Source organism: Novosphingobium sp. ZW T3_23 (assembly GCF_044987305.1).
Lineage (GTDB): Bacteria > Pseudomonadota > Alphaproteobacteria > Sphingomonadales > Sphingomonadaceae > Novosphingobium.
Map to the genome: position 1 here is coordinate 181,899 of NZ_JBJDRF010000003.1, position 24,444 is coordinate 206,342.

22 protein-coding genes are annotated in these 24,444 nt (G+C 63.7%); 8 read left to right on the top strand and 14 right to left on the bottom strand.

Annotation, left to right across the window (positions count from 1 at the left end):
• Positions 1 to 212 precede the first annotated feature (212 nt).
• On the top strand, positions 213 to 1,274 hold the full coding sequence (locus ACI3K3_RS03230) for a glycoside hydrolase family 43 protein (protein ID WP_404912016.1): 1,062 nt from the start codon (positions 213 to 215) through the stop codon (positions 1,272 to 1,274).
• 28 nt (positions 1,275 to 1,302) lie between these two features.
• Here the strand turns inward: ACI3K3_RS03230 and ACI3K3_RS03235 are convergent, their stop codons facing one another.
• Entirely contained in the window at positions 1,303 to 1,716 is a 414-nt protein-coding gene (locus ACI3K3_RS03235) for a MarR family winged helix-turn-helix transcriptional regulator (RefSeq protein ID WP_404912018.1), read from the bottom strand.
• 74 nt (positions 1,717 to 1,790) lie between these two features.
• Here ACI3K3_RS03235 and ACI3K3_RS03240 point away from each other — a divergent pair, with 74 nt between their 5' ends.
• From ACI3K3_RS03240 to ACI3K3_RS03250, 3 genes are all read left to right on the top strand, one after another.
• Positions 1,791 to 3,548 carry a chloride channel protein gene (locus tag ACI3K3_RS03240; RefSeq protein ID WP_404912020.1) on the top strand — a complete coding sequence of 586 codons (1,758 nt, stop codon included), beginning with the start codon at positions 1,791 to 1,793 and terminating at the stop codon, positions 3,546 to 3,548.
• Between the two features lie 73 nt (positions 3,549 to 3,621).
• Complete coding sequence (locus tag ACI3K3_RS03245) at positions 3,622 to 4,296, top strand: pentapeptide repeat-containing protein (RefSeq protein ID WP_404912022.1); 675 nt, start codon at positions 3,622 to 3,624, stop codon at positions 4,294 to 4,296.
• Between the two features lie 119 nt (positions 4,297 to 4,415).
• The gene (locus ACI3K3_RS03250) at positions 4,416 to 5,483 is read left to right on the top strand and encodes a LacI family DNA-binding transcriptional regulator (RefSeq protein ID WP_404912023.1); all 1,068 of its coding nucleotides are present in this window, start codon (positions 4,416 to 4,418) and stop codon (positions 5,481 to 5,483) included.
• Positions 5,484 to 6,046: 563 nt separating this feature from the next.
• Here ACI3K3_RS03250 and ACI3K3_RS03255 read toward each other — a convergent pair.
• Positions 6,047 to 6,760 (bottom strand): Crp/Fnr family transcriptional regulator, encoded by a 714-nt coding sequence (locus ACI3K3_RS03255; RefSeq protein ID WP_404912024.1) that lies wholly within the window; start codon positions 6,758 to 6,760, stop codon positions 6,047 to 6,049.
• A gap of 282 nt (positions 6,761 to 7,042) precedes the next feature.
• On the opposite strand from ACI3K3_RS03255, the gene ACI3K3_RS03260 reads away from it, so the two are divergent.
• Complete coding sequence (locus ACI3K3_RS03260) at positions 7,043 to 7,435, top strand: response regulator (protein WP_404912026.1); 393 nt, start codon at positions 7,043 to 7,045, stop codon at positions 7,433 to 7,435.
• On the opposite strand, the gene ACI3K3_RS03265 is transcribed toward ACI3K3_RS03260, so the two are convergent.
• The 6 genes from ACI3K3_RS03265 to ACI3K3_RS03290 all read right to left on the bottom strand — a co-directional run bounded on the left by ACI3K3_RS03265 (position 7,425) and on the right by ACI3K3_RS03290 (position 14,934).
• Positions 7,425 to 7,637 (bottom strand): cold-shock protein, encoded by a 213-nt coding sequence (locus ACI3K3_RS03265; RefSeq protein WP_404912028.1) that lies wholly within the window; start codon positions 7,635 to 7,637, stop codon positions 7,425 to 7,427. The two genes, ACI3K3_RS03260 and ACI3K3_RS03265, sit on opposite strands and share 11 nt — an antisense overlap.
• 107 nt (positions 7,638 to 7,744) lie before the next feature.
• Positions 7,745 to 7,972: a DUF6894 family protein gene (locus ACI3K3_RS03270; protein ID WP_404912029.1), complete on the bottom strand. Its 228-nt coding sequence runs from the start codon at positions 7,970 to 7,972 to the stop codon at positions 7,745 to 7,747.
• A 63-nt stretch (positions 7,973 to 8,035) separates the two neighbouring features.
• Positions 8,036 to 8,752 carry a Crp/Fnr family transcriptional regulator gene (locus ACI3K3_RS03275; protein ID WP_404912030.1) on the bottom strand — a complete coding sequence of 239 codons (717 nt, stop codon included), beginning with the start codon at positions 8,750 to 8,752 and terminating at the stop codon, positions 8,036 to 8,038.
• A 297-nt stretch (positions 8,753 to 9,049) separates the two neighbouring features.
• Positions 9,050 to 11,704: a putative bifunctional diguanylate cyclase/phosphodiesterase gene (locus ACI3K3_RS03280; protein ID WP_404912032.1), complete on the bottom strand. Its 2,655-nt coding sequence runs from the start codon at positions 11,702 to 11,704 to the stop codon at positions 9,050 to 9,052.
• A gap of 339 nt (positions 11,705 to 12,043) precedes the next feature.
• A complete protein-coding gene (locus ACI3K3_RS03285) occupies positions 12,044 to 14,107 on the bottom strand; it encodes a putative bifunctional diguanylate cyclase/phosphodiesterase (protein ID WP_404912034.1) in 2,064 nt (687 codons plus the stop codon).
• Positions 14,108 to 14,265: 158 nt separating this feature from the next.
• A complete protein-coding gene (locus tag ACI3K3_RS03290; RefSeq protein ID WP_404912036.1) occupies positions 14,266 to 14,934 on the bottom strand; it encodes a YceI family protein in 669 nt (222 codons plus the stop codon).
• A 267-nt stretch (positions 14,935 to 15,201) separates the two neighbouring features.
• On the opposite strand from ACI3K3_RS03290, the gene ACI3K3_RS03295 reads away from it, so the two are divergent.
• Positions 15,202 to 15,684: a MucR family transcriptional regulator gene (locus ACI3K3_RS03295; protein ID WP_404912038.1), complete on the top strand. Its 483-nt coding sequence runs from the start codon at positions 15,202 to 15,204 to the stop codon at positions 15,682 to 15,684.
• Positions 15,685 to 15,806: 122 nt separating this feature from the next.
• Here ACI3K3_RS03295 and ACI3K3_RS03300 read toward each other — a convergent pair whose 3' ends face one another.
• The 3 genes from ACI3K3_RS03300 to ACI3K3_RS03310 all read right to left on the bottom strand — a co-directional run bounded on the left by ACI3K3_RS03300 (position 15,807) and on the right by ACI3K3_RS03310 (position 18,132).
• On the bottom strand, positions 15,807 to 16,484 hold the full coding sequence (locus ACI3K3_RS03300; protein ID WP_404912069.1) for a hypothetical protein: 678 nt from the start codon (positions 16,482 to 16,484) through the stop codon (positions 15,807 to 15,809).
• 163 nt (positions 16,485 to 16,647) lie between these two features.
• Positions 16,648 to 16,950 (bottom strand): hypothetical protein, encoded by a 303-nt coding sequence (locus ACI3K3_RS03305; protein ID WP_132267896.1) that lies wholly within the window; start codon positions 16,948 to 16,950, stop codon positions 16,648 to 16,650.
• 402 nt (positions 16,951 to 17,352) lie between these two features.
• Positions 17,353 to 18,132: a response regulator gene (locus ACI3K3_RS03310; RefSeq protein ID WP_404912041.1), complete on the bottom strand. Its 780-nt coding sequence runs from the start codon at positions 18,130 to 18,132 to the stop codon at positions 17,353 to 17,355.
• A 402-nt stretch (positions 18,133 to 18,534) separates the two neighbouring features.
• Here ACI3K3_RS03310 and ACI3K3_RS03315 point away from each other — a divergent pair, with 402 nt between their 5' ends.
• Positions 18,535 to 19,074, top strand: coding sequence for a DUF6438 domain-containing protein (locus ACI3K3_RS03315; RefSeq protein ID WP_404912042.1), 540 nt, complete (start codon positions 18,535 to 18,537; stop codon positions 19,072 to 19,074).
• On the opposite strand, the gene ACI3K3_RS03320 is transcribed toward ACI3K3_RS03315, so the two are convergent.
• Positions 19,075 to 19,725: a DsbA family protein gene (locus tag ACI3K3_RS03320; RefSeq protein ID WP_404912043.1), complete on the bottom strand. Its 651-nt coding sequence runs from the start codon at positions 19,723 to 19,725 to the stop codon at positions 19,075 to 19,077.
• A 287-nt stretch (positions 19,726 to 20,012) separates the two neighbouring features.
• Here ACI3K3_RS03320 and ACI3K3_RS03325 point away from each other — a divergent pair, with 287 nt between their 5' ends.
• Positions 20,013 to 22,730: a DUF4118 domain-containing protein gene (locus tag ACI3K3_RS03325; protein ID WP_404912045.1), complete on the top strand. Its 2,718-nt coding sequence runs from the start codon at positions 20,013 to 20,015 to the stop codon at positions 22,728 to 22,730.
• Positions 22,731 to 22,794: 64 nt separating this feature from the next.
• Here ACI3K3_RS03325 and ACI3K3_RS03330 read toward each other — a convergent pair whose 3' ends face one another.
• Both ACI3K3_RS03330 and ACI3K3_RS03335 read right to left on the bottom strand, forming a co-directional pair.
• Positions 22,795 to 23,790, bottom strand: a complete 996-nt coding sequence (locus tag ACI3K3_RS03330) for a glycosyltransferase family 2 protein (RefSeq protein WP_404912047.1) — start codon at positions 23,788 to 23,790, stop codon at positions 22,795 to 22,797.
• A gap of 91 nt (positions 23,791 to 23,881) precedes the next feature.
• Positions 23,882 to 24,355 carry an acyltransferase gene (locus ACI3K3_RS03335; RefSeq protein WP_404912048.1) on the bottom strand — a complete coding sequence of 158 codons (474 nt, stop codon included), beginning with the start codon at positions 24,353 to 24,355 and terminating at the stop codon, positions 23,882 to 23,884.
• Between the last annotated feature and the right edge of the window lie 89 nt (positions 24,356 to 24,444).

The following is a 24,444-nucleotide window of genomic DNA, read 5'->3' on the forward strand; positions in this document are numbered from 1 at the left end:
GCCTATCGCGCGACGATGACACATGGATGACCGTGCCATGCGTGATCCCACACGGCCCGCTTACGCTTCCAATAAATCCCACTTATCGGAATAGCGTTTCACTTACCGCACATTCGCATTAGTGTAGGCGTCCTTGGCCGATTTCAGCCGACCGACCACGAAAGGAACCAGCCGGTTTGCCTTATCCGTTGCGCCCTTGTCTCTTCCGGCCGATGCGGACCGGCCTCGCCATGATGCTGGCTGTCGCGTCCGCTTCGCTCATCGCGGCGGCTCCGCCACCCGCGATCGAGCCGACCGACCGGCCCGCCGAAGCGCCTTTGCGCCTGCCCGAGATGCCCTTGCACGATCCGTTCATCGTCGCCGATCCCGCGACGCGGACGTACTATCTCTTCACCAGCGACGATGCCGCCATGACCGGCAACCGCCGCCCCGGAACCATGGTCTACACCAGTTCCGACCTGAAGAACTGGACGAGGCCACGCACGGTATTCTCGCTGCCCGATGGAATCTGGGCGCAAGCCGGCGCCTGGGCCCCGGAAGTGCATCGCTGGAAGGGTCGCTGGTATCTTTTCACCACGGTTCACAATGAAGCGCGCCCTCTGCCCGGAAGCGCAACGAACGCCGGGCCACGCCCTACCTATCGCCGGGGAACCGTGCTGGCCGTAGCCGAGCGGCCTGAAGGCCCCTACCGGCTGCTGAACGAGGGCGAGCCCATCGCACCAGCCTCCGCCATGACGTTGGACGGAACTCTGCACGTCGATCCGGAAGGACGGCCCTGGCTGGTCTACGCCCACGAGTGGCTGCAAACCACCGACGGCACGATGGAAGCCATGCCGCTCACCGATGCTCTCTCCGCCGCCGGTCCCGCGCGCACGCTGTTCCATGCCAGCGAGGCTCCGTGGGTCGAGGGCCAGAAGCAGCCCGAGGGCGACACCGTCTTCGTCACCGACGGCCCGCAATTCTACCGCACGCGGACGGGGCGGCTGCTCATGCTATGGTCCAGCTACGGCAAGGGCGGCTATCTCGAAGGACTGGCCCGGTCCCGGTCCGACGGTGTCGAAGGCCCCTGGGAACAGTTGGGAACGCTGGTCGAGCGCGACAGCGGCCATGGCATGCTGTTCCGCGCCTTCGACGGCCGGCTGATGATGATCGTCCACCGCCCGTTCCGAAACGCGCGCGGCAAGCTCTACGAAATGCGCGACGATGGCGATCGCCTGACGGTCCTGCATGAAGCCGTGGAACTGGACGGGGAGACACGGCCTACCCATCCCTGAGAGTGCGACCGGCCGGGGCCAGGGCGCCTCAACCGTCCAGCTTGTCCAGCAGATCGTTGAGCATGGGCCGCAGGCGGCGGATTTCCTCGCGGTGGGTCGCGCTCAGCCTGTCCAGCTTGCCGTGGGCGAGATCGGTCAGCGCCAGCAGCGCCTGACGCTTGTCGCTGGATGAAGGCCGGCGCTCGACCAGATCGAGCGCGACCAGGCGATCGATCAGGCCCGTTGCGCTGTGCGGCTTCAGGATCAGGCGCTCTGCGACATGGCCGACGGTCGCCAGTCCGGGTGCCGCGGCACGGATCACCAGAAGCGCCTGGTGCTGCTGCGGTGTAAGCCCGCATTCGGCGGCACGGCTTTCGCTGAAGGCCTGAAACTGCCGCAGGGAAAAGCGGAAGTCCGCAAGCGCCGCATAGTCGGCGTCGGTAATCGTCGCGTGTTGGGGCATCGCTTCCAGTCCGCGCAGAGGGGTATCGCTGTCAATCTTGATATATGTCGTATTACGATATATGTGCCCGCGCCATGCCCCCGATTCAGACGACGCCCCATCGCCCCCTTGCCGATCACAGCGCGGATCGCCGTATGCTTCTGCTTGCGGCGGCGGCTTTCGTGGTAGGTAGCGGCGGCGCCCTGGGAGCCTGGGTTCTGCTCAAGTCGATCGCTTTGGCGACCAACCTGTTCTGGTTCGGTCGCCTGTCCGTCGATCCCGCCGTCATCACCGACAATACGCTGGGCATCTGGCTGGTGGCCATTCCGGTGGTCGGCAGCCTGATCGTCGGCCTGATGGCGCGGTTCGGATCCGACAAGATCCGCGGGCACGGCATCCCCGAAGCCATCGAGGCGATCCTTTTCGGGGAAAGCCGCCTTTCGCTGAAGGTCGCGCTGCTCAAGCCGCTGTCGTCCGCGATCTCGATCGGCAGCGGCGGCCCTTTCGGCGCCGAAGGCCCGATCATCATGACCGGCGGGGCGATCGGCTCGCTTTTCGCCCAATCGTTCCACCTGAGCGCCGCCGAGCGCAAGACCCTGCTGGTGGCGGGCGCGGCGGCGGGCATGACCGCCATCTTCGGCACGCCCATGGCCGCGATCCTGCTGGCTATCGAAGTCCTGCTGTTCGAGTGGAAGCCGCGCAGCTTCGTGCCGGTGGTGGTGGCAGTGCTGGTCTCCTCGCTGTGGCGCCCCCTGCTCATCGACGCCGGCCCCCTGTTCCCGGTTCATCATGCCATCGCCCTCGGCGCCGTCCCGCTCGGCATCGCGCTGGCCATGGGCGCTCTGGCAGGAGCACAGGCGGCGCTGCTTTCCTCGCTGCTCTACCGGATCGAGGATCTGTTCGGCCGCCTGCCGCTGCACTGGATGTGGTGGCCGGCCCTGGGCGGGCTCGTGGTCGGGCTTGGCGGACTGATGGACGCCCACGTCCTGGGCGCGGGGTACGAGAGCATTCGCGGGCTGCTCGACGGATCGCTGGCGATCCGCGTGGCGCTAGCGCTGCTGCTGGTCAAGGCCACCGTCTGGCTGGTCGCGCTCGGCTCCGGCACGTCGGGCGGCGTGCTCGCGCCGCTGCTGCTGCTCGGCGGCGCCATGGGCTTTCTGGTGGGGCAGTTTCTGCCCGGCGGCAGCGGGCTCTGGGCGCTCGCGGGGATGGCCGGGATTCTCAGTGGTGCCATGCGCGCGCCGCTCACCGCAGCTCTCTTCGCGGTCGAACTGACCGGAGACTTCGCCATGCTGCCGCTCACGCTGGCCGCCTCGGCAGGCGCTTACGCGGTGAGCGTGTTGGTCATGCGTCGCTCCATCCTGACGGAGAAGATCGCCCGGCGCGGCCGTCACGTGCTTCAGGAATACACGGTCGATCCGCTGGACTTCCTCCAGGCCGAACAGGTCATGACCCGCGCGCCCGAAACGCTTGCCGAGACCTTGACCATTGCCCAGGCGCTGGCGTTCTTCGACGATGCGGCGCGGCATCGCAGCTATCCGGTGGTCGATGGCGAGGGGCGCCTTTCCGGCCTGCTCTCCCGATCGGACATCCTGCGCTGGCGGCTCGAAGGCGCGCCCTCGGCCGCCTCGCTGGCGGAAGCCCTTTCCGACGCCTCCCAGCCGAGCGGCACCCCGGCCGATCCACTTGCGCGGATTGCCGACCTGATGGTCGAATCCGGATCGGGCCGGGTGCCGATCGTCGATGCCGAGAGCCGCAAGGTCGTTGGCATCGTGACCCGGCATGACATGCTCAAGGTGCGGCACCATCACCGCGCACTGGAACGGGAACGCAGCCAGCGCGCGCGCCGTTGAAAAGGCGGACTGCGAACGTCTGTCATCCCGGGCCATCGCTTGCCAAACTTGAAGGCAGCGTCATAAGGCGGCCATGGATCAGGCCACCGTCACGCGCGAAACCTTGCTGGAGTCCGTTACCGAGGGGCGCGACGACGGCCCCCGGACACTCACCGGCTGCACCCTGGACGGCGGCGACTTCTCCGGGCTGGACCTGACCGGCACCACTTTCGACCAGTGCTCGATGCGGCAGGCGCGGTTCGATGGCGCCGATCTTTCGGGAACGCGCTTCCTGCGTTGCCGAGGCGCGGAAGCCTCTTTCGTCCAGGCCGACTTCGCCGACGCGACCATGAGCGGATGCGATTTCAGCAACGCCCTGTTCCGCCGTGCCCGCTTCACCTCGACGCGGCTGGAGAGCACCAAGCTGACCGGCGCGGACCTTACCGACGCCGGCCTGCTGGGCGCGACGTTCGTGGAAGTGCTGCTCTCCTTCGCGCGCCTGCCCGGCCTGTCGTTCCGCAAGGCACGGCTGCAGCGGATCGACCTGTCGGATGCGGATTTGCGCAAGTGCGACTTCCGCGCTGCCGTGTTCGAGGACTGCTCCTTGCGCAACGCCAGTCTCGAAGGGAGCCGGTTCGAGCAGGCGGACTTGCGCGGCGCCGACCTTGGCGGGATCGAACTGCGGGACGCGCGCCTGTTTCGCGGCGCCGTGATCTCTCGTGTGCAGGCGGCGGAGTTGCTGTCCCAGCTTGGACTTGAGGTACGCTGATCAGCCAGGGTTTTGGCCGGAGTTTGGGCCGACGACGACGCGCCGGCGACATGCGTCTTTCGTCGTAGTAGGCCCTAAATCGTTTACCTGCCGGACACTTGCGCTAAAGGCATATACAGATGTCCAGAAACGACGCCAGCAGGCCCAAGCCGCCCACACTCCACGATGTCGCCGTCCGCGCGGGCGTTTCGGCGATGACCGCCTCGCGCGCGTTGAACGGCAAGCCACGGGTCAGCGCGGAAACGCGCGAGGCCGTTGCGCGGGCCGTTGCGGAACTGGGCTATGTTCCCAACACTTCGGCCCGGATGCTGGCGGGCCGGTCGGTGCGGCGCATCGCGCTGCTTCACGGCGGTGCCACGACCTCCGCCTATCTCGGCGAACTCCTGCTCGGCGCTCTCAACGAAGCGCCCGCCCGCAACATCCACCTGACCGTGGAACAGTGCCCCGATCGCGCCTCCACGGAAGAACTGGTCGCGCAGATCGTCGAGGCTCACGTCGCCGGCGTCATCCTGCCCCCGCCGCTCTGCGACCGGCCGGAGCTTCTCGCCGGCCTGGCAGGCGCCGGCATCGCCATCGTCGCGGTGGCACCGGATCAGGAAACCGCGAACGTCGCATCGGTCTCCACCGACGACCGGGGAGCCGCCTATGAGATGACGCACCATCTCATCGAACTGGGCCATCGCCGCATTGCGCTGATCGAAGGCACCAGCCGCCACCGCAGCAGCACGCGCCGCCGTCACGGCTATATCGACGCCCTGCGGGACAACGGCATCGCCGTGGACGAGGACCTGATCGTCGCGGGAGACTTCTCCTATCGGTCGGGCCTGGTCGCGGCGGAAAAGCTGCTGGCGCAAGCGGAGCGCCCCACCGCGATCTTCGCCTGCAACGACGACATGGCCGCCGCCGCCGTCACCATCGCGCACCAGCAGAAGATCAGCGTGCCGGGCGAGCTTTCGATCTGCGGCTTCGACGATACGCCGCTGGCCGACGCGATCTGGCCGCGCCTGACGACCATCCGCCAGCCGATCAAGGAAATGAGCGAGAAGGCCATGGAGATGCTCTGCGCCCATCTCTGGCCGGACGGCGACGAGGGGCCGGAAGCGGCAGCCGAGTTCGCCTGTCACTTCCACCTCCCGTTCGAGCTGCGCCGCCGTCAGTCGGACGCGGTTCCGGCCATCGGACATTGACGGAAACGGGATGCGAACTGCCAGACCGCTTTTTCCTGTCGGGCGATGGAAAGCTGCCTTTCCGCTGATAGACAGCCAAGGCAGCGCCGGGAGAGGTGGATAGCGGAACGGCTGCGTTCGTGGCAGTGTGTCGCTATGCGTTGTCTAAGTTGCATCCTTGTGGCGTTGATCGTGTCGCCAACTACGGCTATGGCTGCGGATTGGCAGCTGATATCAACAACAAACGGGAGCACTCGTTTCGTTGATAGAGCAAGTGTCCAACGCAAAGGGCATTTTGCATCTCTAGTCACTAAAAATCGCGAGGATACAACGGTACGCTCTACTGAGCACTTCGATTGTGCATCTCGCAAAATGAAGGTCTCTATTCAGCTACCGCTCGTCATTTACACTGACGGAGGTATGGGCCCATCAAAGCCGTCTGTTTCCGAATGGGTGGCGGTCTCTGAAATTGTTGATGGTAACGCGATGTACCGGATCGCCTGTTCACTCGCTGCACCCAAAAGGGCCAAGGCGGACGTCCGCTAAGGGGCGGAAGCTGACATTGACGGCTTGAGGGCACCGGCTCAGGCCAGCCCCTCATGGTCGAGGTGGAGGTAGTTCGGGTTGAACAGCGCCACCGACATCAGCCGGTCCAGGTCGAAGACCTGCAACCGCTTGTTGCGCAGTTCGATCAGCTGATCTCGCCGCATCTCCTGTATCGTGCGGTTGACGTGGACCTGGGTGAGGCCGGTGGCCTCTGCGATCTCTGATTGGGTCAGGGGGAACTCGCAGGCATCGCCCTCGGTGCGGCCAGTGGTGCGCAGGCGCACGAACATCTCGCAGAACAGATGCGCGATGCGTTCATAGGCGGTTCTCTGGCCGATGTTCGTGGTCCATTCGCGCTGGATCGCCACCGTCACCAGCTCGTTCCACCAAAGCGCCTGTGCGATCCGCGGCGATCGCTCCATGATCTCCTGGAACTCGCTCTGCGATATTTCCGCCAGCTTCACCCGTGTCACCGTGGAAAGGGAATGGTCCATCTGCTTGAGGATGAAGACATTGGCATCGCAGAGATCACCGGCGATGAAAAACGAGAGAATCTGCCGCCGGCCATCGGCCAGTTGCTTGTAGCGCTGGGCCCACCCTTCGAGGATGACGTTCACGAACCGGGGGCGCTCACCCTCTCGGATAATGTCCTGCCGGGGTTCCAGAATGCGGACGCGACGATGCAGCGCCTGGGCCAATATTTCGCGGTCGGCATGGGCCAGCCTGACAAAGGCGGAGAGATGCAACGTCAAGGAATTTCCGGTCCCCAAGAAAAGGTTATCCGTTCTTCCTTGGGCGGTCCATTCCCCCGCTACATTCACATGCGTTAATCCTGACCCCGGCGTCGCGTGCTGGGCGGAACTAAATACGACTTCGTCAGAGGCGATCCTTTCGTCCCCGACCAAAACCTTGAGCGTCAATAACCTAGATCAACGAACTTGGGGTTTGTCGGGAGTAGGATATCGCCACAACGAGATGCCGCAATGCGCATCGACATGTCGCGCAAACCTTTGCCGCACACGACTGGAGGGCCTATGTCCGCCGAACTTGCCGCCGATCTCATCGACGTTCGCGTCCTCGTCGTGGAAGACGAATACCTGATCGCCATCGAACTGGCCTCCGCGCTCGAAGACGAAGGGGTGGAAGTGATCGGACCGGCGTCCACGCTGGCGCAAGGCCAGGAACTGTGCCGCGCCGGCAAACGCATCGACGGCGCGATCCTCGACATCAACCTGCGGGGCGAGAACGTCTATCCGCTGGCCGATGCCCTGCGGGACGAGGCCGTGCCCTTCCTGTTCTCCACCGGTTGCAGCACCCACGAGATCCCGGACCGCTTCATCGACATACCGCTTTGCGCGAAGCCCATGGGCAGCTCCGAGATCCTGCGCGCATTCGCCCGCAAGCTTCGCAGCACCGTCAAGTCGTGAGCGCGGCGATGCTCACCGCCGAAAGCTTGCCGTTGCGGGCCACCTGAACGTCGAAAGTCACGCGCTGGCCCTTCTCCAGGCCGGGCATCCGCGCCGCCTCCACGCTGGTGACATGCACGAAGTAATCGCGCCCGCCCCCGTCCGGCGCGATGAAGCCGTATCCCTTGGCCGCGCTGAAGAAAACCACTGTTCCGCTTGCCATAAACGTCCCCGCTGCCTTGCAACGGGTAACCGCCGGAGATGGGCGGTCTATAATCCAGGATATAGGGATTTGCCGAATTCGCGCCGAGTCCCTTTTCGGGACGGCGATCAGGCGGCCTTGACATCGAGCCTGATGGTGATCGCGAATTCCACCGAGTTGTCCTCATCCTGCACCGATACCAGCAATTGCCCATGGTCGAGCAAAGCCGGGTCGTCCTTGAGCAGTTCTCCCGCGAACCGCACCGCCTCGCGGCGCGCGGCGTCTTCATCCCGCAATTCCGTGCCCGCCAGGTCCACTTCGCGGACGCCGTTGGTCAATTTAAAGAAGTAACGCATCGCATCGCCCTTTTCCCGCTTATCGGGTGAACGACGCGGCAGGCCAAATCGTGCCCGGAAAGGTCAAGCCTGGTGCACGATATGCAGATAGTTGGGATCGAATCCCGCGATCTCCCGCAGTTTTTCAGCGTCATGGATCGTCAGCGTCTTGTCCGTCAGCGAGATCAGCCCTTCGCTTCGCATCCGCTGGATCACGCGGTTGACGTGGACTTTCGTCAGCCCGATCGTGTCGCCCAGTTGCTCCTGCGTCAGCGGCAGGAAAATCTCCCGTCCTGTAACCAGGCCGACCTGCTCCATCCGCAGCCACATCTCGCAGAAGAGATGGGCGATCCGGGCGTAGGCATCCCGTTGGCCCATGTTGACCAGCCATTCGCGCAGCACCGCCTCGTCCACCAGGGTCGCCCAGAACAGCGCCTGCGCGATGGCCGGATGATCGTCCAGTATCCGCTGCATCTCCGCCTTCGAGATGGCCGCCACCCGCGCATCGCTGAGCAGACCGATCGCGTGGTCCATCTCCTTGAGGATGAAGATGTGGATGTCGCAAAGATCGCCGGGGATGAGATAGGCGATGATCTGGCGGCTGCCGTCGGGCAGGATCTTGTAGCGATGGGCCCAGCCTTCCACGAGCAGGAAGACGTCGTTGGGCTGCTCGCCCTCGCGGATAAGGTCCGTGCCGGCCTTGTAGCTGCGTGTCTGCGCGCAGATCCGGTTGAGGAGATCGACGTCCCCGTCGTGAAGTTGCCTGAAGCTGGCCAGCTTGCGAACGAGGGGATTGGTCAAGATCGTTCCTAGAGACTGCAGGCGAGTCGCTGCCGTTGCCTGGCGAACCTATTCCTGATTCCTCCCGGTGTCTGCCGGAAGCATCGATCCCTGTTTCTTGCCGGAAAAGAGGAGGTCGAAAAAAGGACCGCCCAGGGGGGCTGTGACGGTCCTTTCCTCGAGGGCGGCACGCTGCGCGACAAGCGCGATCGGGCCGCAGGGCGCCCCTAAACGAAGTGAGCAAATCTGCACAATCCCGCATTACGACGACACGTGATCACAACGCGGCGAGCCGTCAAAGGCCGGTCGGGCGGGCTGTCATCGCAATTGGGAAGAGTGCGAGAGGTCGCAATCCACCGGCCAGCGATAGGCTTTTCGCGCCTGCGGCCAGCCCCGCACGAAGGCGCCGATTCGGCTGGCACCCAATGCCCCGCCGAACAGGAACCCCTGGGCGATATCGCAGCCCAGTTCGCAGAGACGCTCCAACTGCGCCTCGTTCTCCACGCCTTCGGCCACGGTCTGGATATCCATCCGCTGGGCGATGTCGATCACCCCGTGAACGATCGCGAAGTCGGCGCTGTTCGTGCTGTCCAGCCGCGAGACGAAGGAGCGGTCGATCTTCAGCACGTCCACCGGGAACTGCTGGAGGTGGGTGAGAGAGGCGTAGCCGGTACCGAAATCGTCCAGCGCGATCGTCACGCCTTCCTTTGCCAGAGTGCGCAGCGCGCGCTCCACGGTTTCGGAATCGCGACCCAGGAAGACGCTCTCGGTCACTTCCAGCTCCAGCAACCAGCCCGGCAGGCCAAGGGCATGGAGCCGGGAAAGGATGCGCTCGGCAAAGTCGTCGCGCCGGAAATCGACAGGCGAGCCGTTAATGGCGATGCGCCCGGTCTGGTAGCCCCGCTCCTGCCATTCCGCCATATCCCGCAACACGCGCTCCAGCATGCGGTCGGTAAGCTGGGTGGACAGGGCGCTGTCCTCGAAAGCCGCAAGAATGGTACCCGGCGGTTGCAGTCCGCGTTCGCGGTGCTGCCAGCGCAGAAGGGCCTCGAACCCGACGATCTCGCCGGAGGCCAGCGATATCTTGGGCTGGTAGAACGGGAATATCCGTTCGTCGCCCAGCGCATCGCGGGCATCGCGCAGCATGGAGTTGCGCGATTCCACCGCGTCGCGAAGTTCCGGATGGAAGCTTTCGACATTTCCGGCGCTGCGGGCCTTGGCCGTGTAAAGCGCCAGGTCCGCACTCTTGAGGATCGCCTCGGCGGTCTCGCCATCCGCAGGCCAGACCGCCGCGCCCGCGCTGACGCCAACTTCCACCACGCTCTCGTCGATGGTCATCGGGCGCGCGGCCGCTTCGAGGATGCGCTTGATCAGGGTGGAGGCGCCCTCGTCCAGATCCGGCAGGATGATCGCGAATTCGTCCCCGCCCAGCCGCGCGGCGAAGGCACCTTCGGAAAGCCCCGTCGAAAGCCGGTCCGCCACGGCGCGCAGCACCGCGTCGCCCGCGCCGTGGCCCAGACTGTCGTTGATCGACTTGAAGTTGTCGACATCGAAGACGACGACGCCGACCCGCGATCCGTCCCGGCGCGCCTGCGCCAGCGCCCCTTCGAGCCGCACGGCGAAATGCGCGCGGTTCGGCAGGTCGGTCAGGACATCGTGATAGGCGGCGCGGCGAAGCTCCGCTTCGGCGCGGCGGGCCTGGGTCACGTCCTGCAATGCCCCGATGGAACGGCGCGCATTGCCGTGCTCATCCCGCAGCACATAGCCGCGCGAAAGAAGCTGCACATAGGAACCGTCGCCCGACCGGAAGCGGAATTCGTGGCTCCAGCTGTCGCATTTGCCGTCGCGAATCCGTACCCATGCCGCATCGATGCTGGGCACGTCTTCGGGGTGGATATGCGCCCGCCACCAGTGGATGGGGATGCCTTGCGCGGCTTCGGCATGACCGTAGATGCTGTCCGTGCTGTCGGCCCAATCGATGCGGTTGGTGACATGGGACCAGTCCCAGATCAGGTCGTTGGTTGCACGCGAGGCCAGCCGGTATCGTTCCTCGCTGTCCCGCAGCGCGGCTTCGGCCGCCACCTGGTCATCGATGTCCTCCAGGTTGCCATACCACTTGACGATCCGCCCTTCGGCATCGCGCCGCGGATAGGAACGCGCCCGCACCCAGCAATAGCGTCCATCGGCGCGCATGATCCGATAGCGGACGTCCGCCACTGCATTGTCGACCGAGTTTAGGGCCGTCGCCCACTGCTCCAGCACATGGGGCAGGTCGTCCGGGTGCACCACGCGGGTCCAGCCGGAGCCGAGCCCCTCCTCCACCGACATGCCGGTCAGAACCGTCCAGCGGGGGCTGATCTCGCAGATCGAGCCGTCCGGATCGCTGATCCAGGGAATCTGCGGGTTGAGGTCCACCGAATAGCGGTAATGCTCCTGGCTCTGCTCCAGTGCGCGGAGCAGCACGCTCATCTCCGAACGCGAACGCAGCACTTCGGAAAAGGCCGAGCGGTTGGTGGCCAGCGTGCGCAGGATAACGGCGGCGGCCAAAAGGAAGGTCAGCCCTGTGCCGACAAGGTACCAGTCGCCGGACAGCAGCAATTGCAGCGTCACCGGCGCCGCACCGAACAGCATGACGAGCCGCGCCGCAGAGGGGAGCGCCTGCAGGCAGTAGCAGCAACCGATCGCACCCACGAAGACATAGAGCGCGATGGCGCTTCCCCGCAGCGGATCGGCCTGTGCGAACAGCACGAGCCCCCAGGCGCCGAACAGCAGGCTGAGAACGACCGCCGCTGCCTTGGTTCCGCGCAACTGCCGCCGGATCGTTTCCATCGACGGTTCGCGGCGGCGCCGGGCCAGCCAGACTACCGCACGCACCGATGTCACCAGGATCAGCACGGCGGGCACGCCCATGCTCAGAAGCGGGGCGACTTCGCGGCTGGCAACCGCCGCCAGGAAGGCGGCATTGATCGTCATGAGCAAATACATGAGCGGAATCTGCTGTCGCAGGCTCAGGTATTGCTCTCTTATCAGGGCTTCTGACTGCCCTTCCGGCTCCCGAAGGCTTTTTAGGATTTTCACCATCGACTATATAGCACGTCCACCCATAGAAATGCTCTCATAGATTAATTAATATTCTGTGGGTGCACATGTACACACAAACACTTGTTTTGCGTACGCAAAACAACAACCGCATTTGTATGTTTACGTATTAGCCCTAGACGGTGCAGCGATGAAATTTCCGGCTCCATAGCCGTGGACGTTTGTTCGGCCCGCTGCCACTATAAGAAGCCGTCCTATTATTTTTCAACTAAATCAAGCCATTGCGGCCTGCTTCCCGGCATCCTCGAAATAACCGGTGACGGCATCGGCTTCGATCGGTCGGCTGTAGAAATAGCCCTGGAGATGGGTGCAGCCGGCGCTCTTGGTGGCGCCGATCAGATGCGCCTCGCTGATGCCCTCGGCCACCACTTCCGCTCCGACGTGGCGCGCCATGGTTACCGCCGCTTCGAGGACCGCCACGGACGCCGGATCCTGCCCCAGGTCCATGACCAGGCTGCGGTCCAGCTTCATGCGGTCGAACTTGAAGCTCTTGACCATCGAGAGCGACGAATAGCCCGTCCCGAAATCGTCCAGCGCTATGCGAAAGCCCAGGTTGCGGAGCAGGTTGAGCGTCAGCAGCGCCCGCGTGTTGCGCTCGATCGACAGCGACTCCGTTACTTCCAGATATAGCCGTCGGGGTTCGATGTCGTACTGCTTGCAGCATTCGAGCAGGAACGCGCTGAAGCCGTCGTGCTGCAATTGCAGGGGGGACAGGTTGATGCTCATGTCCATGCCCGGCCAGGATGAAAAGTCGCGCAGCGCCCGCTGGATGATCCATTCGCCCAGCCGCACCATCAACCCGCTGCGCTCGGCAGCGGGAATGAAGGTCGAGGGCGGCACGTCGCCCAGTTCCGGATGTCTCCAGCGCACCAGCGCCTCCACTTCGCGCGTGCCTTCGTCCACCGCGTGGATCGGCTGGTAGACCATGCGCAACTGGTTCTTCTCGAACGCCTGCTCCAGATCCTTTTCCAGCGCGCGGTCGATCGCGCGCTCTTCCGCCATCAGCGGCGAGAAGGCCGTCGCGCAATTGCGCCCGTTCTTCTTGGAGGCATAGAGCGCCATGTCCGCATTGCGCAGCGTCTCGTCGATGTCGATCGAGGTGGAGCCGGCGATCTCGACGATCCCCAGCGATACCGTGATGACCACCGAATACTCACCGAGACTGAACGGCTGGCGCGCCGCGTCAACGAGGCCGCCGGCGACGTCGAGGCCCGATACACCCGGCGCAAGCGGCATGCACAACGCAAATTCATCACCGCCGACACGGGCAATGATCCCCTCGTCACCGAGGAAGGTCTTCATTCGCTCGCCGATCAGCCGCACCAGATCGTCTCCGGCAGCGTGGCCATAGTCGTCGTTGACATGCTTGAAGCGATCGATGTCAATCAGCATGCAGGCAAACGTGCGCTCGCCTTCGGTCGCCAGCAGCTTGGCGACGTCTTCCTGGAAGGCGCGGCGGTTCGGCAGGCCAGTGGCGGCATCGCTGAAGGCCAGGTTCTTCACCGCCTTGGCATTTTTCCGGAAAGTCTCGAGCGGCCCGGAGAGCGCCTTGAGTTCCTTCAGCCGGAATGTGCCGATCTCCAGATCGAGATCGCCCTCGGCAAGGCCCTGGAGGTAGCCGTGCATCCGGCGGATGGCGGGCAGGATGTTGCGCAGGATGTCGAACAGCACCAGCAATACGACCAGGATCGTCACCAGGCCCGTGCCGAACACCAGCAATTGCCAGCGCTCGATCGAGGCGATCAGGCGCTTCTGCGCCGCCTCCCGGTTCGCGCGGGCGCGCTCGACGAGTTCGTCGGCCAGCCGCCCCATGGCACTGTTCCGCTGTTCTATGCGCGCAATGAGCCGCTTGCCCACTTCACCGCCGGTCTGAACTTCGAGGATGGCGGCAACGTGCCGGTCGAGATCGGCGAAAGGATTTTCCGCTTCGGGAAGATCGTAGAGCGCCGTGCCGCTGCTGCGCAGCTTGGCGAGCCGGTCGCCGATCTCAATGGCGGAATCGGTAAGCTCGTCGCTGGTGCCGCTGGTGCTGCTGGCCACGAGGCCGCGATTGGTCGCCATGCGCAGCTTGCCGACTGCCTCGGCGAACTGATCGGCGTTTTCCGCCACCGCCGACATCTTGATCAGCGCTTCGCTCTCCTTGCGCAGGGCGAACGCCTCTCGCTGCGTAACCACTTGCAGAAGAACGCTGAGCGCCGCGATCAGGCACAATGCCCCGACCAGCCTCGTCTCCAGCGATCCGAAGAAACGCGTCAATTCCGATTTCGTATTGGACATCTTGCACCCGCACCTTGTCCGCGACGTTTATGAATCGCGAAACACCCGGTAGGTGCGGCTAGGGCCCAATGCCTAACAATTCCTAATACATTCAAATATTTAACTTAGAACACCGTCATCATACTGTAATAAACCGCGACTGAGCCCGGAAAACGATTCTATTTCCTCGCAAAGGCGGCGGCGATCTTCAGGCGAACTTCGTCGGAAACCATCGGCACTCCGAAGCCCAGCCCGAAATCGCTGCGCTTGATTTGGGCTGTCGCCTCGAAGCCGACGTTCTCGCCTCCGCCCATCTGGGCAGGCGCCGTGCCCGCACCGTAGAAACGCGCCGCCAGGGTGACCGGCTTCGTCACCCCGTTGAGCGTGAGATTGCCGGCGACATCCGCCTCACGGTCGCCCTTGCGGGTGACGGACGTGGAGACGAAAGTCGCCGCCGCAGGGGCTGCGCCGAAGAAATCCGCCTTTCCGCCCGCCTCTTTCGGCCCGCGCAGAAGATGTTCGGTAAGGCCGGGGCTGGCGGTGGTGATCTTGGCCACCGGTATCGTCACGGAGACCTGCGCCTTTTCGACTGCCTTGGGATCGAGGCGCAGCGTTCCGGTGATGTCTCCGATAAGGCCGAAATAGGGCGAGAAGCCAAGATGGTCTACCTGCCACTCGACAAGCGTATGATGCGGATCCGCTTCGTAGGTACCGCCCGTCACAAGGCTGACATCGGGCTTGCCGAAAGGCGCGGCAGGCTGGCCCTGAGCCCAGATCGGATTGGTTGCAACCAATCCCGCGGCCAGAGTGACGGCCATCGCGGCGGAAAGTCCAAGGAAACGTCGCATATCGGTTTCTCGCATGGTTGCAATCGCACCTTCAAGGTGCCGCGCCCCCGTCGGGATGTCAAAACCGATTTAGGTCAAAATGATTTGGATTCCTGCCGCGACAACTCGGTTTTTATGACAAGAAAACTAAATCGTCTGGCGTCCCAAAATGTTTCAGCTGTCGATAATATCTCGATTATAATTACCGAAACACTTGCACTATCGCCCTTGCAGTGCTCAAGAACAGGCCGGGGGAAGCGTCAATGCAAAACGGGTATGCACGATACTATGGTCAATGAAGCTCTTCTGGAACTCGCCGCTGATATCATCACGGCGCATGTCAGCAACAACACGGTCGAGGCGGATCGCCTTCCGGCCCTGATCCAGTCCGTCTACGGCTCGCTCGCGAAGTTGGGGCACACGCCTGAGCCGGTGGAAGAACAGCGCAAGCCCGCCGTTTCGGTGCGCTCGTCGGTCAAGCCGGATACCGTAACTTGCCTGGAATGCGGCGAAAAGCTGAAGATGCTCAAGCGCCACCTCACCACCGATCACGGCCTCACGCCCGAGGACTATCGCGCCCGCTGGAACCTGCCGGCCGACTATCCGCTGGTCGCTCCGGAATATGCCCAGCGCCGCAAGGAACTGGCCCACAAGATCGGCCTTGGCCGCAAGCCGAAGGCAGCTGCCCCGGAAACGACGAAAGAACAGGCCCCCGCGAAGCCGAAAAGAGCTAGCCGGAAGAAAGTGGCAGAGGCAGCCGAAAGCGAGTGATCGATCCGACCGGAGGCTGGGTCATCCCTCATCCCAGTCCCGGCAAAGCCCGATCGGCACACAAAAAAGCCGCTTCGTTTCAGCGAAGCGGCTTTTTTGCTTTTACGCGCTCTTCGGAAAGCTCAGCTTCCCGCCACCGTGGCGTCCAGGAAAGGCTGCACCCGCAGGCGCGGGAACACCTCTTCGAGCGGCTTGATATCGGGCATCACGTAGACATAGCCGCCCTTCTTCTGAAACAGCGGCGACACGCCCTTGTTGTAGAACACCTTGGGCACATTGATGCAGCCGAACGTGATCCGGTTGTCCTCGATGGTCTTCGACAGCATCCTTTCCCGCCGCTTCTCCTTGGGATTTCCCGTGGGAATCGTATGGAGTGCAACCGAAGTGGCGTAATCCACCCAGAGAACCTTGTGGTTTCCGGCGGCCACCCCGAACTTCGCCAGGAACCGACCGGCTGGCGTAGTGCGCTCCGCCGGACCGATCTCGGAAAGAGACTTGGAACCGATGCCGGGCGTGGCCTCGTCACCGGGGGCAATACCGATCAGCACCGGTGCATCGCTCAGGGCCTTGCCTTTGGCGCTGAACAGGTAAGCCCGCGCGGCTTTCTTGTCGATCACCACGTAAGGCAGCGACCGATTGTCGCCCGAAGAGGCGATCCAGTCGATGACCCGTTTCGCCTCGTCCGACCCTTCGAACGGCTTCTCTTCGGAGCCGCCTGCCTCGGGCCCAGTCTCGAGCGAAGACGAGGACGCCGATGCGGCAACCCTTTCCACTGCAAGGGCAGGCACGGAAAGTAGCATCGCGAAGCCGGCTCCGCATAGAGCGCCGAGGCCGGCCATCGCCGGGCGAACGTTGGTCATGATCTGAATGCACTCACGGCAGCGACCGGCGCCGGAAAATGACCGACGCCGGGACACGGTAATTCATATCCAGCCGGGCCGCCTGGCGACCCGGCCAAACAGTTCAGTTGCGGGCGCGCTTGCGCTGGGCCTGCTGCAACTGCTGCTCCACGCCATCGACGCGGGCATTGAGCTGATCGAGGCGCTGGCCGTTCTGCTGAGCCTGACCGGAAGCGGCCTGCGCTTCGGAAAGGGCCTGCTGCGCCGTGGTGTCCGTGGCCTGGAGCTTCGTTTCAAGCCCGTCGACCCGTTGGTTAACAACCGCGACCTGCTCGCGCACGAAACCCTTGGTGGCACAGCCACCCAGACCCAGAGCGCCTACCAGCATTACGACCGCGGGGGCAAGTTTCGTCATAGACGGCGACATGGATTTCCTCCAGTTGGTTAGTATCAGTGGATTTTCCCAAGCTCACTATCACGATTTCGACAATGCGATTCTGTCCGGCTGTGCATCCTGTCAGTCGAGTTGACGAGAGAGGATACTTCAAGGCCAAGAACGTTTCCAGAGAAATTGTTCCGTTGAAAGAATAAATACTTTTAGTTCAGGGTTTTGTTGATGCGCATGACTGCATTCCGTGGCGCAGATGCGCTCGGTCCTCGTCCGGCTCTTCCTCCCGCAGATCACGTTTCATCGCGCCGCTGTTAGGCTGGGTATGAAACTCTGCGGATGGACTCTATATGAACAAAACGCTTCACAACCGTCTTTGGTGCCAAAGCCGCCAAAAGCACCGGTTCGTGATCGCGGTCCCTCGAAGGCTTGACGAAACCGTTACGATGTCGGCAGTCGCTCCGCCCCCTCTTGCGCGCACTCACCCTGCACGTAATCGGCCAGTGTCCTGGCGACCGCAGGATGAAGCGCAAGGAACTCCCGCCGCCGGTCCGAGGCATCGGGATAGCGGACGAGAACCTCCTGCTCGACCAGCCGCCTGACCAGCCGCAGCGCCGTCGTCATCGGCGCGCCCGATGCGATGCAGGCGCTTGTGACCGAGACCTTTCGTTTCTCGAGCTGAGCCAGCAGCAGATCGAGCAGCATCTCCCAGGCCGGGTCACCGAACAGTTCGCCGCCGCCGATGGTGCGGCGGAGTGCCGCGTCGCGAAGAAGCCTGCGGACGTAGCCCTGCACATCCGCCGCCGCGCTCGCGGGCAAGACAGTGCTGGCCACGGGCGAGGGAGCAGGCCGTCGGCGGAGCGAAGCTTGCCCGCCGATCAGGTTGGCGACGCTGCTCAGTTCACGCGAGAGGTCCAGCAATCGGCCCGAAAGCGCGGCAGCTTCGGCCTCTGAGCCGACTGTCGTCGCGCGACGTAGGGCTCGGTCCAGGGCCGCCGGGACGAGCGGCTTTTCCAGCAGGTCCACCACCGATGCCCGCAATGCCGTAAGCGCCAGTTCCTTGCTGGGCCGGGCGGCCGTCAGGATGACCTTCGCACTACGCCACAGACTGTCGCGGGCAAGCGTTTCCACGAAAGGGCCATTGCCGGTGCCGGGGAAATCGCTGTCGACAACGGCGATACCGACATCGCCGCCCCTGAGCATCGCCTGCGCTTCCTCCATGTTTTCAATCGAGACACCGCGAAGTCCCTGTCGGCGCGTTTGCTCAAGACATTGCGATCGTGCGCATTCATCAAGGTCCAAGATGAGGACCGCTGGCCTTCTGTCTAAAAACGTACTCGAATTCATGTAACCGATTACTCTGGCGACCCATGGGCTGGCTGCCCCAAGGCGGCACATAGGAAAAATCGGATGGCGAGCGATAATCTAGGTTACTGCGCCGTGAAAAAGATATCGAAGCGGCCCGATTTTCATTCTTTATACTACATTCTTGCCGCAAATGGGCGCTCGCTGTTCACCTGTTCACAAAATATGCCGTCGCGCCAAGGCGGGAAGCGAACTGCTCCGTCATCGGCAAGGCACCCGCTTCATCGCCCCGCGTGCCGCTCAAGGAGATCACACCAGATGACGAAACTCGGAACACGGCATGGATCTGCAATGGTCGCGGGCCTTCTGCTCGCATCCTGCGCAGCCGTTCCGCCCCATACCGCCCAAAACCCCGCCGAGCAGCCCGCCGCCATGCCCGCCGAGACCATCGCGATCGCGGTCGGCCCCTGTTTCGGATTCTGTCCGGTCTACGACTTGCGCATCGCCCCGGACGGTTCGGTAACTTTCGAAGGACAGCGGCACACCACCGTCCTCGGCGAGCGCCGCCGTGCGGCAGGCCCGAAAAGCTACAAGTCCCTGGCCGCCGATCTCGCGCCCTATCGCCCGCGAACCGGAAGCACGGCCACCATCGATTGCCAAACGGCCATCAGCGATACGTCCACCTACACCATTACCTGGACCGACCCGCATGGCGTCAAAACGATCGCCCAGCACCGGCGCGGTTGCTCCGGCGGGCCGGGCCAGGCGCTGGACAGCCTGCTCGACGGCGTGCCGGGGCGGCTCGGCGTGGCGGAGTGGGCCAAGCAGATCACCCGGCCGGGCTCATCGCGAGGTTGATCAGGCAGGCTTGCGCGCGATGGCGATAGCCTTGCCCAGCATTTCGGCCGTCGCCGCGCCGGGAAGCAGATAGGAGCCCACGACCATGGCCGGCGTGCCCGCTATGCCCAGGGCTTCGGCATAGTGGGCCGTCCTGGCCAAAGCTCCGTCAATCTCCGCCTTGTGCGTCGCGAGGTCGGCTTTCAGGCGTCGCATGTCGAGGCCGGCCCGTTGCGCTGCCGACTGGATCGCCGGTGAATCGAGCCGCCCGCTCGTCGCCATCAGCGCATCGTTGAAGGCGGCATGCTTTCCCTGATAGCGTGCCGCCATCGCGGAGCGCGCCGCCTCCACCGAAGCCGTCCCGAAGATCGGCCAATCGCGGTAGACCACGCGAACTTTCCGATCCTGACGCAGCACTTCCTTCAGGGCGCCGTGAAGCTTGCGACAATAGGGGCACTGATAATCGGAGAAGACGACCACGGTGACATCGTAGCCCGGCGGGGTCACGCTCGGCAGTGCGGCATCGTTCTGCAAGGCCTTGAGCATGCCGGGGCCCTCGGGCGTGCCGGCGGCAGCGGCCAGCGCGGGAGAGGCCATTGCGCCCGTCCCCAAGGCCAGGGCCAGGGCCGCCACGAAGCTGGCGCGGCCAAGACGCCGCCGGTACCTGATCATTCGCATTCCTTCCTCGCCAGCCCCAGGGGCGGATCGACATCCGGCCTAGAAGCAAATGCACGCCCGAAAGGCCACCCCGAATTTCCTGCAATGTGAGAGTCCATTCCCGCGAAGGCACTCGAATGATGCCATTTATGAATTTGCAGCCTAGAGCAGTTGATCCGGTTGCACCGGCTCAACCGCTCTAAGTTTCTGGTTTGCCGCATTTTCCGAGTCATCAGGCGATACCGCCTGATTAGAAAATGCTTTAGAATGCCGCCGTCGAAGTTTCGAAAGACAAACCGCGCGTGAGCAGAACCGACAGACCTTCCCCAGAAGCCTTCCTGCGAGCAGCCGCGCAGGAAGGCCGTGGCCGCCTGAAAGTCTTCCTGGGCGCCGCTCCGGGCGTGGGAAAGACCTGGGAAATGCTCACCGAAGGGCGCCAGCGCCGCGAAGCGGGGGTGGACGTCGTGGTAGGCGTGGTCGAAACGCATGGCCGGCGCGAAACGGAAGCACTGGTCGAAGGGCATGAGATCGTTCCACGCCGCCAAATCCATCATCAGGGTCACAGCTTGAGCGAGATGGACGTGGACGCCATCCTTGCCCGTCGGCCGCAGCTGGTGCTGGTGGACGAACTGGCGCATACCAATGCGGGCCATGAGGGCGAAAGCGGCAATCGCCACCCCAAGCGTTATCAGGACGTGGAGGAACTGCTCGACGCCGGCATCGACGTATACTCCACGCTTAATATCCAGCATGTGGAAAGCCTGAACGACGTCGTCGCCTCGTTCACGCGGGTCCGGGTGCGGGAAACGGTTCCCGACAGCATTCTCGAACAGGCCGAGATCGAAGTGGTGGACATCCCGCCCGACGAACTAATCGAGCGCCTCAAGGACGGCAAGGTCTACATCCCCCACGAGGCGACGCGCGCCCTCGCCCATTTCTTCTCGAAATCCAACCTTACCGCCCTGCGCGAACTGGCGCTGCGCCGCGCTGCCCAGGCCGTCGATGCGCAGATGCTGGAACACCTCGGCGCCCAGGCCCTGGCAGGCAACTTCGCGGTGGGGGAACGCATCGTCGTCGCCGTCAACGAGCTGCCTCACGCCGCCGGGCTGGTGCGGGCGGGCAAGCGACTTGCGGATGCCTTGAAAGCGCCGTGGACCGCCGTCCACGTCGAAACCCGGCGCGATGCGGCCTTTTCCGACGCCGAGCGGCAGCGCCTGGCAGACACCCTGGCGCTCGCCTCGCGCCTTGGCGCATCGACCGCAAGTATTCCCGCTGCCGGCGTGGTGGAAGGCCTCAGCGACTTCGCGCTGGAAGCGCGCGCGACCCAGATCGTGATCGGCAAGTCGAGCCGTTCCTGGTGGTTCGAGATGCGTCACGGCTCGGTGGTCGATCGCCTGGTCCGCACGATCGGCGATGTCGCGGTTCATGTGCTGCCCGGCGACGCGCACGCAAACCACACCGGATCGAAGCACGCCGATCAAGCGAGCCTGCCTGCCCAGCTCGCCGTGGGCACCGGCCGATGGGGGAAGCTTTCCGACTATTTCTGGTCGCTCGGTGCGGTACTGGCGATGACGGCGATCGGCCGCCTGCTGCTGGAGGCGATCGATCTCGGCAATATTGCCCTGCTCTTCCTGGTGCCGGTAATGTTCGCCGCCGCCACCTTCAGCCTGCGCGCCGGGCTGTTCGCCGGTATCTCCGCCAGTCTTGCCTACAACTACGTGTTCCTGCCCCCCACCGGCAGTCTGACCGTGAGCAATCCGGAGAACGTGATCAGCATCCTCGTGCTGCTCGGGGTCGCGGTTGTCACCAGTCAATTCGCCGCCCGAGTCCGGGCCCAGGCCGACATCGCATCCTCCAGCGCGCGCCAGAATGCCGCCCTCGCCGGATTTTCCCGACAGTTGACGCTTGCCGCCACGCGCGAGGAGCTGATGCCCGCGATCTGTGCGGAAATCGGGCGCCTGCTCGATGTCAGGACGGTGCTTCTCCTGCCCTCGACCGACGGCCCGACGCTGGCCGCCGCAGTGCCGCCCGAGGACCGGCTGGAACAGATCGAGCGCGCCGCCGCGCAGTGGGCCATGGAGAACGCCCAGCCGGCCGGGCGGGGATCGACCACGCTGACCGCATCGGACTGGCTGTTCCACCCGCTGCGCACCACGCGCGGCGTGCTCGGCGTACTCGGCCTCGCGCGCATGGACGCCCGAGATCCGCTGCGATCGGACCAGACGCCGTTGCTGATGAGCCTGCTGGACCAGGCCTCGATCGCCTTCGACCGCATGGCGCTGGAAGAGGAGAACATCGCCACCCGCCAGATAGCCGAACGCGATCGCCTGCGCGCGGCGTTGCTTTCCTCGGTCAGCCACGACTTGCGCACGCCGCTCACCACCATCATCTCGGCCGCGCAACAATTGCGGAACGATCCTTCCGCCGCCATCGCGCCGGAGCTGGCCAAGACGGTGGAGACCGAGGCCCGGCGCCTGAACCGGTTCGTCGCCAACCTGCTCGACATGGCGCGCGTGGAGGCGGGCGCCCTGCCGATGAAGGTGGAGCCCACCGACCTGTTCGATGCCGTCGCGGGCGCCGCTCACGATACCCGCACCGCGCTCCAGGGCCACGAAGTCCAGCTCGACATCCCAGCTGACGTTCCACTGGTGCGGGTTGACCCGGTCCTGCTCCACCATTGCCTGATCAACCTGCTCGAAAATGCCGGCCGCTATGCGGATCCCGGTTCGCCCATCGTGATCCGCTGCCAGCGCGAGGCGCAATCCCTCTCACTGTCGGTGATAGATCACGGCCCAGGCATTCCGGCCGGCCAGGAAGATCGCGTCTTCGAAACCTTCACGCGCCTCGAAGGCTCGGATCGCGTCCGCCACGGTACCGGGCTTGGCCTCGCGATCGTCAAGGGCTTCGCGCAGGCCATGGGCCTTTCCGTTCAAGCCACCACCAACGAAGAACCACGCGGCGCCTGCTTTACGATCAACATCCCACAGGGGTTGATCCTCGCCGAGACGAAAGTGGCCTGAATCACAGGCATTTATGCTGTCGTTATTCCGCTGGAATCCGAAGGGTTCCTCGCGGGAGAGAAGTCTAGAGCGTTTCAATCCTCTCTGGTGCAAGCCGCCCAAGTAGAAGGTCGCGAGCGGCCAACCAGTTTCCTCTTAGTCGTCCGACTCGATCGACCCACGGTTCGGGCTTGAGGGTCCGGACATGATTGGCGACGACATTGCGGGCGATCAGTCGCGCTGCAAATCCGAAAGACATCGTGCCCTTCCGCACGAGGTAGATCGGGTTTATCACCTGCGAATAACCCAATTTTACTCCGGAAGTACGTCCATATTTCACCCCCAGATGGACTCCGGAAAATGCGAAGGTCTTCACGATGCGTCCTCGCGAAGAGAGCGACGACGCAAAATCCACGTCCTCCTGCCATCCGTAAAGGCGAAGGCGTTCGTCAAACCGCGACGTACCGATAGCGGAAGCCCGATAGACCATGTTGCAGCCGTAGAGCCCTTGAAGACTGGTTACGATGCAGTTCGGACTGAACCTCTTGAGCTCGTGCCCCGCGATCAGATCCCTGGCCTGGTCGAACGACAGCCCCGGACCGTTGATGCCATCCCGGATAACATTACCGGTAGCCCCCACCACGTCCGGATGAGAGCCGAAGAATTTCTTGATGCGATCTATGCTGTCGGGCGAGGGAACGAAATCATCGTCGTAGAATACGACAAGGTCATAATCGCCACCGACCGAGTCCAGCGCACGGTTACGCTGCGCACACAGGCCCTTCGGGCCGCGTAAGACTCGAACATCCGGCCGGTCTGCATAACCGGGCGGCAAATCGGCGTCGCTGACGACCGAAAATATCAGTAGATCAGGCGGACATGTTTGTTCCGACATCAGTCGATGCATCTGTTCGACCAGTTGCGGCCTGCCAAGTGTAGCCACCACAACGGCAATGCTGAGCTGCGTTCCATAACCGTCCGCACTCATAATCCTATCCCCGAAATCGAAAAGACGGACGCAAAGCGGCTGTTTGCGAAGATCAAATTTCTGCCATTCGCCGGGCAAGAAAGTTGCCCACATCCGCGCTCTCCCGGCATCCTGGTCAAGTGGCTCCTGCATGTGCCGTCATCGGCCCACGCGCCCGCTTCGTCGTTGCCCGATCGCGCATGTTTCATAATGGCAGCTCGTGAACTTCGCGGAGCACCCGTGCCGGAACGCCGCCCACCAAAGTCTTCGGCGGGACGTTTCGCGTGACCACGGCACCCGCTGCCACCACGGCCCCTCGCCCGATCGTCACGCCTGGAAGGATGATCGCGCCGGTGCCGATCCAGACGTGATCGTGCACCACCACGGGGGCCGTAATCGGACCCCGGCTGCGGCCTTCCTCGAAGGCCAGTTCGTGCGAGCTCGTCTCGAAAGAGACGTTCGGTGCAATCTGCGCGAAGCGCCCGATCGTCACGCCCCCTTTTCCTCCGAAGCGGATGTTCGAATTGAGAAAAGAGCGTGAACCGATGGTGATCCGTCCACCGGTACCGGGCGGCGTGATCGTGACCGGCCCCATGACGATCACTTTCGGCGAGAGCTTGAGGCCTGCACAGCGCAGCGCCTCGTGACGGGCTCGCGTGCCGATCCGGCCTTTCGGCAAATGGTTTGCAAGCCACAGGAATAGCGCCTCTCTCAACATCCAGTGCACTCCTGCAAATCGCCCTTTGCCCATCCATGCGGCAGGGAAAG

Coding starts and splice junctions, on each gene's coding strand:
- ACI3K3_RS03280 (WP_404912032.1), bottom strand. CDS start 11,704: ATGACGATCAATGCCGCCTTCCTGGCGGCGGTTGCCAGCCGCGAAGTC.
- ACI3K3_RS03290 (WP_404912036.1), bottom strand. CDS start 14,934: ATGCGACGTTTCCTTGGACTTTCCGCCGCGATGGCCGTCACTCTGGCC.
- ACI3K3_RS03285 (WP_404912034.1), bottom strand. CDS start 14,107: ATGTCCAATACGAAATCGGAATTGACGCGTTTCTTCGGATCGCTGGAG.
- ACI3K3_RS03320 (WP_404912043.1), bottom strand. CDS start 19,725: ATGATCAGGTACCGGCGGCGTCTTGGCCGCGCCAGCTTCGTGGCGGCC.
- ACI3K3_RS03245 (WP_404912022.1), top strand. CDS start 3,622: ATGGATCAGGCCACCGTCACGCGCGAAACCTTGCTGGAGTCCGTTACC.
- ACI3K3_RS03265 (WP_404912028.1), bottom strand. CDS start 7,637: ATGGCAAGCGGAACAGTGGTTTTCTTCAGCGCGGCCAAGGGATACGGC.
- ACI3K3_RS03230 (WP_404912016.1), top strand. CDS start 213: ATGCGGACCGGCCTCGCCATGATGCTGGCTGTCGCGTCCGCTTCGCTC.
- ACI3K3_RS03315 (WP_404912042.1), top strand. CDS start 18,535: ATGACGAAACTCGGAACACGGCATGGATCTGCAATGGTCGCGGGCCTT.
- ACI3K3_RS03300 (WP_404912069.1), bottom strand. CDS start 16,484: ATGCTACTTTCCGTGCCTGCCCTTGCAGTGGAAAGGGTTGCCGCATCG.
- ACI3K3_RS03305 (WP_132267896.1), bottom strand. CDS start 16,950: ATGTCGCCGTCTATGACGAAACTTGCCCCCGCGGTCGTAATGCTGGTA.
- ACI3K3_RS03295 (WP_404912038.1), top strand. CDS start 15,202: ATGGTCAATGAAGCTCTTCTGGAACTCGCCGCTGATATCATCACGGCG.
- ACI3K3_RS03260 (WP_404912026.1), top strand. CDS start 7,043: ATGTCCGCCGAACTTGCCGCCGATCTCATCGACGTTCGCGTCCTCGTC.
- ACI3K3_RS03330 (WP_404912047.1), bottom strand. CDS start 23,790: ATGTGGGCAACTTTCTTGCCCGGCGAATGGCAGAAATTTGATCTTCGC.
- ACI3K3_RS03310 (WP_404912041.1), bottom strand. CDS start 18,132: ATGGAGGAAGCGCAGGCGATGCTCAGGGGCGGCGATGTCGGTATCGCC.
- ACI3K3_RS03240 (WP_404912020.1), top strand. CDS start 1,791: ATGCCCCCGATTCAGACGACGCCCCATCGCCCCCTTGCCGATCACAGC.
- ACI3K3_RS03235 (WP_404912018.1), bottom strand. CDS start 1,716: ATGCCCCAACACGCGACGATTACCGACGCCGACTATGCGGCGCTTGCG.
- ACI3K3_RS03250 (WP_404912023.1), top strand. CDS start 4,416: ATGTCCAGAAACGACGCCAGCAGGCCCAAGCCGCCCACACTCCACGAT.
- ACI3K3_RS03270 (WP_404912029.1), bottom strand. CDS start 7,972: ATGCGTTACTTCTTTAAATTGACCAACGGCGTCCGCGAAGTGGACCTG.